This is a genomic window from Sphingobacterium sp. Ag1 (assembly GCF_000988325.1).
Taxonomy (GTDB): Bacteria; Bacteroidota; Bacteroidia; order Sphingobacteriales; family Sphingobacteriaceae; genus Sphingobacterium.
Window position 1 is genome coordinate 69820 of the sequence record NZ_LBGU01000020.1, and the last position, 8917, is coordinate 78736.

At 41.7% G+C, this 8917-nt stretch carries 4 protein-coding genes; all 4 read left to right on the forward strand.

The window, feature by feature from the left end:
- The first annotated feature begins 84 nt into the window (after positions 1-84).
- The 4 genes from AAW12_RS02845 to AAW12_RS02860 all read left to right on the forward strand — a co-directional run bounded on the left by AAW12_RS02845 (position 85) and on the right by AAW12_RS02860 (position 8734).
- Positions 85-3567, forward strand: coding sequence for a TonB-dependent receptor (locus AAW12_RS02845; RefSeq protein ID WP_197083962.1), 3483 nt, complete (start codon positions 85-87; stop codon positions 3565-3567).
- A gap of 24 nt (positions 3568-3591) precedes the next feature.
- The gene (locus AAW12_RS02850) at positions 3592-5259 is read left to right on the forward strand and encodes a RagB/SusD family nutrient uptake outer membrane protein (protein ID WP_046672102.1); all 1668 of its coding nucleotides are present in this window, start codon (positions 3592-3594) and stop codon (positions 5257-5259) included.
- A gap of 11 nt (positions 5260-5270) precedes the next feature.
- Positions 5271-6617 carry an alpha-L-fucosidase gene (locus AAW12_RS02855; protein ID WP_046672110.1) on the forward strand — a complete coding sequence of 449 codons (1347 nt, stop codon included), beginning with the start codon at positions 5271-5273 and terminating at the stop codon, positions 6615-6617.
- 353 nt (positions 6618-6970) lie between these two features.
- Positions 6971-8734: a hypothetical protein gene (locus tag AAW12_RS02860; protein WP_046672103.1), complete on the forward strand. Its 1764-nt coding sequence runs from the start codon at positions 6971-6973 to the stop codon at positions 8732-8734.
- Positions 8735-8917: the final 183 nt, after the last annotated feature.

The following is an 8917-nucleotide window of genomic DNA, read 5'->3' on the forward strand; positions in this document are numbered from 1 at the left end:
GCCAATGTAAATCTGACTAATATGGTCTCCGCAACCAAGGACTGTATAGATGTCAACCTGCATTGTTTATTAAACTTAAAAAATATGAAAAAAGATCATCCAAGGTATTATTACCAATACCTGAAATCTTACAAGACACACCTGTCTATGAAACTAACCTTTGTTCTATTATTGGCTTCCATTATGGCGGCTATGGGAAATGTTCGCGCACAGCGCATTAACCTCAACCAGCATAAAGCACAACTGAAAAATATATTGATTGAGATCAGTAGACAGTCTGGTTACACGTTCATTTATGACGAGAACGACCTGAAAAATATTAAACCGATCACGATCAGTGCTAACAATAAATCGATCAGCTCTCTATTGGATGAACTCTTAGTCGATAAATCGTTAGATTATCAAATAAAGGGACGCTCTATCGCTATAGGGCTTAAATTGGCGCCAAAGCTTATTGCTAAAAACGTCAATGACAATATTCAAAAACGGACAATCACAGGGCGAGTGACAAACGAAAATGGGCAAGCTCTTCCTGGTATAAATGTTCTTTTAAAAGGTAGTACCATCGGCACAAGTACCAATGCCCAAGGGGAGTTTTCCCTTACTGTACCGGAATCAAACAGCATTTTGATTATTAGCTCCGTTGGATATGCAACAGCAGAAATACCCACGCAGGGGAAAAACGAAATCAATGTTGTTCTAAAGGCAGCAAACAGTAACCTCGAGGAAGTCGTTGTTGTCGGATTCGGTACCCAAAAGAAAGAGAATCTGACCGGAGCAGTCGCAACTGTAAGTGCCAAACGTCTAGCTGATCGTCCAATTGCGAATTTAGGTCAAGGACTACAAGGTTTGGTTCCAAACCTAAACATCACTTCGGCCAATGGCAAACCTGGCACTGGTTCTCAATTCAATATCCGCGGTACAGGTTCGATCAATGGCGGTACCGCAGGTCCACTGATTTTAGTAGACGGGGTACAACGTGACCCCAATTCTATTGATCCTTCGGATGTGGAAAATGTAACCGTTTTAAAAGATGCTGCTGCGGCAGCTATATATGGCGGTAGAGCGGCCTATGGCGTCATCTTGATTCAGACAAAGAATCCGAAAAGCCAAAATCCACAAATCAATTATACAGGAGAATACACCATTTCCAGGCCTACCAAAATGGCCAAATACATCAATTCGATCGATTACATTAGGATGCACCGCCAGGCAAATCGAAACGGACAAGACGGCGGAACCACGGCGACAGAGTCTTTTACAGAACAAGATTCTATTCTTGCAAATGCCTACTTTAACGATCCTGTCAACAACCTTCCGGTGTATGTAGACCCTTCCAATCCAGCCAAGTATCGTTATGTAGGAAATACAGACTGGATTAAGGAACAATATCCAGGTTGGGCGCCGATGCAAAGACACAATCTATCATTACAGGGTGGCCGTGGTGCAACTTCGGTCATCACTTCTTTAGGATATCTACAACAAAAGGGGCTTTTTAAAGAGGCTGGCCAAAAGTATCAACGCTTGAATCCATCGATGAAAGTAAACTCTGAGATTACAGATTGGTTAACCTTAACAGGAAATTTCGCCCTCACTCATATAGACGATAAAGAAACCGCCGGAGTCGTTACGGGGGGAACATCATCTGGATGGATCTCTGGAGACTTGAGACCGACTATGCCAATTCGACATCCTGATGGCAACTTTTCAGGACAGGGCAGTTTTACCAATCCTTTCGCTGTAGCGGCTAACAATGGAAAAAGAAAACGATATTCTAATGACTTATGGCTAACCGGAGGAGTGAAAATCAAACCTATCGAACATGTGTCAGTCGTCGCTGATTATACCTGGAATGCCTACAACAACTTTTTACAAAGCCATCAGATTCCTTTTAAGGAATATGGTGTGAATGGGATTCTGCTTGGCACATTTCCTTGGACAAATCCTTCATCTGTATCAGAAACAACAGATAACCATAATTACTTTGCTTTAAATGCTTTTGCTACATACGAAAACACCTTCGCGGAAAAGCATTATTTTAAAGCAATGGCGGGTATCAATCGGGAGAGCAGCCGCTACAAACGATTAGGCATTTTCGCAAATAATCTTGTTGACCCTACCAAACCCGCTATTAATCTAAATAATGATCCTAGACCAAGTGTAACCGGAGCTGAAAACGAGTGGGCACTCTTTGGAACAGTTTTCAGACTGAACTATATTTTTGATAAGAAATACCTGTTGGAAATCAATGGTCGCTACGACGGATCCTCCCGTTTTTCTGCAGATAAAAGATACGTCTTCACTCCCTCTGTTTCTGCAGGTTGGCGGATTTCTGAAGAGAACTTTATGGCGGGAATTAAGGATGTTGTCAATGACTTGAAATTGAGAGGATCATACGGTGAATTGCCTAACCAAGGCTTTAACAGTAATGATCTGTACTCTGCGACTAATTTCTATCCTTACCTGCCAACAATGCCCGTAAACAATAGTGTAGGTTATATTTTTGGTAATCAAACCGGTGTAAGTGTGGGGGCTCCAGGGCTTGTAAGCACAAACTTTACCTGGGAAAAATCGGCCACGACCAATTTCGGTCTAGATTTCGCCTTACTTAAAAATCGTCTTACCGGCAGCTTTGACGTTTACGAAAGACGTACACGCGATATGCTTGTTGCAGGGGTTCCACTGCCATCCGTACTGGGAACAGCCGCACCGAGCCAAAATGCAGGTACATTGGTTACCAAGGGATGGGAACTTAGTGTTGGTTGGAATGACCGCATAGGCGACGAGCTTTCCTATGACTTGATGCTTTCGCTATCGGACAATCATGCCAAGCTCACGAAATATCCGCTGAATACTACCAAAATATTCAATAACTGGTATGAAGGCAAATTAGACGGCGAGATATGGGGTTTTGAAACACAGGGTTACTTTCAAAGTCAGGAAGAAATCGATTCGGCCCCAAGACAGACCCAAGTATGGGGTGGTACCTGGAGACCTGGAGATATCCGTTATGCAGATTTAAATAATGATGGTAAGATCGACTTCGGTAACAATACGGTCGGTAACCCTGGGGACCGAAAAATCATCGGAAATTCCACCCCTCGGTATTCGTTTGGCCTTAACATGGGGTTAAATTACAAGAACTTCGATTTCTCCGCTTTCTTACAAGGTATAGGCAAACGAGATACCTGGATCAGCAATAGTGCTTTCTGGGGATTTACGAGCGAATGGAATGTCCCTTTTGTCTATGCAACAGATTATTGGACACCAGAAAACAGAGATGCTTATTTTCCGAGGCTACGATTTGGTAATGGTGGCAACTCGCAACAGCAGACAAAATACCTTCAAAACGCTGCCTACCTTCGGGTGAAACAACTTACACTTGGTTATTCATTACCTAAAAGATGGACTGAACGGGCAAAACTTGGCCGTGCACGTGTGTATATTTCGGGACAGAATCTCCTTACGTTTACGAGCTTATTTGATGCCTTCGATCCTGAAGTTCTCAATTTTCAAGATGCTCCACAAAGTAAATCGGTGGCATTTGGACTACAACTTGGATTTTAATTGATAAGATTTAGCTTTTAAATTATGAAAACATTAAAAACACTACTCATACTCGGTTCATTGGCATTTATTGCTTCTTGTAAAAAAGATAGCTACCTAGACAGACTACCTTTGTCCTCGATCACCGAACCAACCTTCTTCAAGAACGAAAATGACCTGATGCTCTATGCGAATCAGTTTTATACTTCTCTGCCTACCCAAAATTTTATCCAAGACAATCAGTCAGACGATAAAGTCCCGAGTAGTATAAATGCTTTTTTAGCTGGCCAATATGTTGTCCCCAATACAGATGCCGGTTATAACTGGACAAATATTCGGAATGTAAATTATTTCTTACAGCGCTACAACAACGCCGAAGCTAGTCAGGCAATTAAAAATCAATACGCCGGTGAGGTCCGGTTCTTCCGCGCCCTTTTTTATTGGGGTCTCTCCAAGCGTTATGGAGATGTTGCCTGGTACAGTAAGGATCTTACGGAAAAAAGTGAAGAGCTCTATGCGCCGAGAACGTCGCGGAATATCGTGATGGATTCGGTCCTAGCCGACCTAAATTTCGCTCTTGATAATATTCCTGCCGACAACGTTTCTGCGGGTCGCTTGCATAAGTATGCCGCTGCTGCGCTCAAAGCCCGGATATGCTTATGGGAAGGAACCCGAAGGAAATATTTCGGCGTCGAAGGGAGCGAAAAATATCTTCGCGAAGCGCTCAGTGCTGCCGAACTTATTATGGGATCAAATAAATATTCTCTATACTCCACCGGGAACCCGACAACGGATTATTATAATCTCTTTATCCAGCAAGAACTCAATGGCAATACCGAGTCTATCCTTGGAAGGCGCTACCTCCAAAGCATCCTAATGAATGGTATCAGCAGGACTTTGGGCGAGACAGGAACCGGTTATAGCAAGGATTTCGTCCAAAATTATCTTTGCTCAGATGGATTGCCTACTGCACTTAGTACAAAATATAAAGGAGACAACACGCCTGAGGATGAATTTGCCGATCGTGATCCACGGGCTAAACAGACGATTGCAACCAAAGGCTTTGTCTTACTACAAAACAGCGATGGATCGAAAGACATTATCGATCTACCAAGAATTGGAACAAACACTGCAAATACAGGCTATCAACTGATCAAGGGAAGGAGTGCTGACCCCGCTATGTGGCAGGCCAATCAATCCACGCTAGACTTCTTTATCTTCCGATATGCTGAGATATTGTTGATTTATGCCGAAGCTAAAGCGGAACTGGGTGATATCAAACAAACGGATATTGACAAAAGTATCAATCTGCTACGAAGACGTGTCGGTATGCCGGAGATGATTATTGCTTCGTTAAAAAGAGATCCCAATTCGGCATTTCCAGAGGTTCCGGTTTTGATAGACGAAATTAGACGGGAACGCAGAGTCGAACTCGCTGACGAAGGCTTTAGGTTTGACGATCTGTTACGCTGGAAAGCAGGAAAAAGAATCGAACGTCCTGAAACTATATTAGGGATGAAACTTACTCCAGCTTTAAGAGCCAAATACCCAGCTGCACAAGTCAATGGTATAACCGTCAATGGCGATTTTTATATTCGGATCTACACCGCACTAGAAAAAAGATCATGGAATGACAAAATGTATTTATTTCCAATACCGTTAGAGGAAATAAGTTTAAATCCTACTTTGGGACAGAATGCAGGATGGCAATAGTACAAATAAAAATGAAGAACTATATTTTAATGATCCACTTCCTTTTGTTGCGCTTACTTTGTTACGCCCAACAAAAGGAAGTGTTCCCTTCTCCTGCCCATGTAGCATGGGCTGAAGCGGAGATCGGGGTGATTTTTCACTTCGATGTTGTAAATTATGTACCCGACTATAAATGGCAACAATGGGGCTCGCATCCTCCAGCCTCGGTCTTTAACCCGAGTAAATTGGACACCGATCAATGGATCAGGGCTGCCAAAGCCGCAGGTGCAAAATATGCCGTACTCGTTGCAAAGCATTGCTCGGGATTCAGCTTATGGCCTACCAAAGCACATGACTATAATATCAGCAAATCACCTTGGAAAGCAGGAAAAGGCGATATCGTAAAGGATTTTATCCAATCCTGTCAAAAATATGGCATCAGACCTGGCATCTATGCCAGTGCTTCCGCCAATGGATATTTGCATGTGAATAATCCAGGTAAAGTTCAATCAGGAGGCCCACTTACGCAGCAACAATACAATGATGTTGTGAAAACGCAGCTTTCCGAATTATGGTCAAATTATGGTAAGCTGTTTGAAATTTGGTTTGATGGTGGGGTACTGCCCATAAAAGATGGCGGACCAGATATTGCTCCGTTACTAAAAAAACTGCAACCTGATGCTGTGGTTTTTCAAGGTCCAAGTGATGCCAAAAATTTAATACGATGGATAGGAAATGAAGAAGGAAGAGCACCGTATCCCAATTGGAGCCGTTCGGATTTTACGACATCAGCTACCGGAACAATTGTTATCGATGGTTTGAACGGCAATCCAAATGGATCACTATGGTGCCCCGGAGAAGCCGATTTCCCGATGCGCACCGGTTGGCAAGGTGGATGGTTTTGGAAAGAAAATGGACAGAAGCTCCTTTCGGTGGATCAGCTAGTAGATTCCTACTATACCAGTGTAGGCAGAAATTCCAACATGTTACTGGGCATTGTAGTCGATACGAGCGGCCTAGTTCCTAAGGAGGATGTTGATCGACTAGCGGAGTTTGGCAGAGCATTGACCACTGTCATATCCCATCCCGTAGCAATCGTTAAAAACAAAGCAGCAAAAGACTTTATCCTAGACCTGAAAACGCCTAAAACTGTAAATCAGGTCATCTTTGGTGAGGTAATACAGCGTGGCGAGCGTATTCGAAAATACACCATAGCCGCCTGGATCGATAATAATTGGGTAAACGTTGCTTCTGGTGAATCAGTTGGCAACAAAAGGATACATAAGTTTGACAAGATCAAAACATCTAAAATTCGCTTTCATGTCATCGAAGCGACAGAAACGCCACAAATCAAAAGCTTTGCAGTTTATGACATTTGAGCCTCAAGAAATAATTGCCCAAGGAGCAGCGATAAAGGAGTCCTTCTTTAAGCTGCTTTAATACGTTAAATTTCAAATGAGAATTAGAAAAAAATAACTCCATATAAAAGGGGAACCACAACGACAAGAAGAAACAAAGAATTTCATCTTCAAAAAGTAAGGGGCTGATTTATGTCAGACCCTTTTCTATACATGTAAACTCAGTTGAGCATGTAATGGGAAAATTTATGTTCATTAAAAGTTTACACAGCATAAAATCTAGTAGTAAAACAACTACAGCTTTATAAAAATTAACCGCAACAAAACTTAACTATAAGATTTTTGGTTTACTTTTGCGATAGATATATAATATTATGAAACAGAAATTTTACCTGCCACTTCTAGCATTGACATTGACCGCAATTATTAGCTGTAACAAAAACAATGATAACATTGATGATCCTAAAAATCAATCTGTTGTTATTGACAATAATGCAAGTCAACTGAATGCACGTTTAGATCATCAAAATGCTGGTTTATTGCCGTTATCTAATCTTTTAGCATCCGGTAAGCGAGCAACCAGTGGTTCGACAGTCACTGCTACTCAAAACCCAGACTTCTCGTTAGCATTGGTCGCACAAGTCGCTCCTCCGGATTATGAAGGCAATAAGCTTCGTGCAACCCATGTTGCTGTTTCGGGGAACTACGCTTATGTAAGTTACAATACCGAAGGCGATCGATATCTTGGTGGTGTCGATGTCATCGACATTTCAGATATTAACAACCCACGTCTTATCGTAAATGCCAAATTGCCGAATATCGACATAAGCTCATTAGCGGTTGATGGCAATAGCCTACTCTTAGCTGGAGCAGCAGATGAAGGTGTATTGGCAAAAATGACCTCCCCTGCAGTTCTTATTGTTTTACCGCTTCAGAATGGCTTACCTACCGATGCTTATCGTTATACAGGTCTACCAAGTTATGTGGCAACAGATGTTACTTTTAACAACGAAAGCCAGTATGCTGTTTCAGGTAATGCTGGTGCTATTTCTAAAATCAATAAATCTTCGGGTGCTATCGAAAAATCGGTAACTATTGCGGATCTCCTATCTGTAAGAACATACCAGAATCAAGTGTATGTGCTTTCAGGAACACAGGGGATAAAAGTTGTATCCAATAATCTTGATCCGGTTAAAACAATCAATGTGGGTCAAAATCCAAGTTCAGCAAAGCGTACTATTGATTTTTACAGCAGTTATCTTTTAGCTTCTGAAGGCGCTCAGGGCTTGGGTATTTATAATATAAATACAGGAGCTTTGGATAAACGCATTAGTATTCCAGTAAGTCCTGATGACAGCAACATGGATCCGGAAGATATCGTGACCAATGCTGTATCCACAAACGACAAACGTGTGTTTGTTGCCAACGGTGGCGCTGGTATCGCAGCTTATCAATTTGACACACAAAACAACTTTAACTATATTGGTAGTGCAAGTTTCAATGCGATTGACAATAGTTCAAGTAATTTTGTCATCAGTAGAGATAACTATGTTTTTGTCGCAACCGGAAAAGGTGGCTTAAAAATTCTTAAACTCATCGATCTGAAACCAACAACTCCGAGCTGTAATGGTACTTATCCTGCTTTCACAGGCAGTACACAAGGAGACCTGAATGTTAATAGTGAAGCGAGCTACTCGGATACAAAAACATTTGCTTCAAACGTAAATATCAACAGGAATTTTAACTGGTGTGGAACACTTAATATCAATGGAAATTCTGTTAACATCAACAGCGGTGTATTCAACATGTATGGTTCAATAGCTTTGAAGCAAAACATTAACGTCAATTCAACGATGAATTTGGTAGGTTCAGGCGTTATTGGTGGAACCTTTACCGTGAACGGGAGTGGCATATTGAGCGTAACAGGTTCACTTTCTCAGGGAACTGTCGGATCAAAATCCACTTCATTTATCAATGGTAAAATGGTTATTGACGGTGAAGTTGTCGTATACGGTAACTTGACTATTAATGGTAGTGGAAAGGTAGAATTTGCCAACAGCAAGTCTAAATTAATTGTTTATGGAAGTCTTACAAATTGGGGAAGCGTTACTAACGGAGCAATTACACAAGTCAAATAAGACATTGTATAGCTATTAAGCAGATCATACAAAAGCCACATCAGATGATGTAGCTTTTTTATGATCTAGTTAAAACCTCAGGCTGAGCTGCACAGCAAAATTACGTGGCATCTGAGCCACGCTTACCCCCTGTCCTGCAAAATCTTCGCTATTGTTCAAATTATTCATACGCACTGCAAATCG

Bases quoted from the DNA above. Each gene is read 5' to 3' on its own strand.
- AAW12_RS02845 (WP_197083962.1), top strand. From the start codon at position 85: ATGAAAAAAGATCATCCAAGGTATTATTACCAATACCTGAAATCTTAC.
- AAW12_RS02855 (WP_046672110.1), top strand. From the start codon at position 5,271: ATGAAGAACTATATTTTAATGATCCACTTCCTTTTGTTGCGCTTACTT.
- AAW12_RS02850 (WP_046672102.1), top strand. From the start codon at position 3,592: ATGAAAACATTAAAAACACTACTCATACTCGGTTCATTGGCATTTATT.
- AAW12_RS02860 (WP_046672103.1), top strand. From the start codon at position 6,971: ATGAAACAGAAATTTTACCTGCCACTTCTAGCATTGACATTGACCGCA.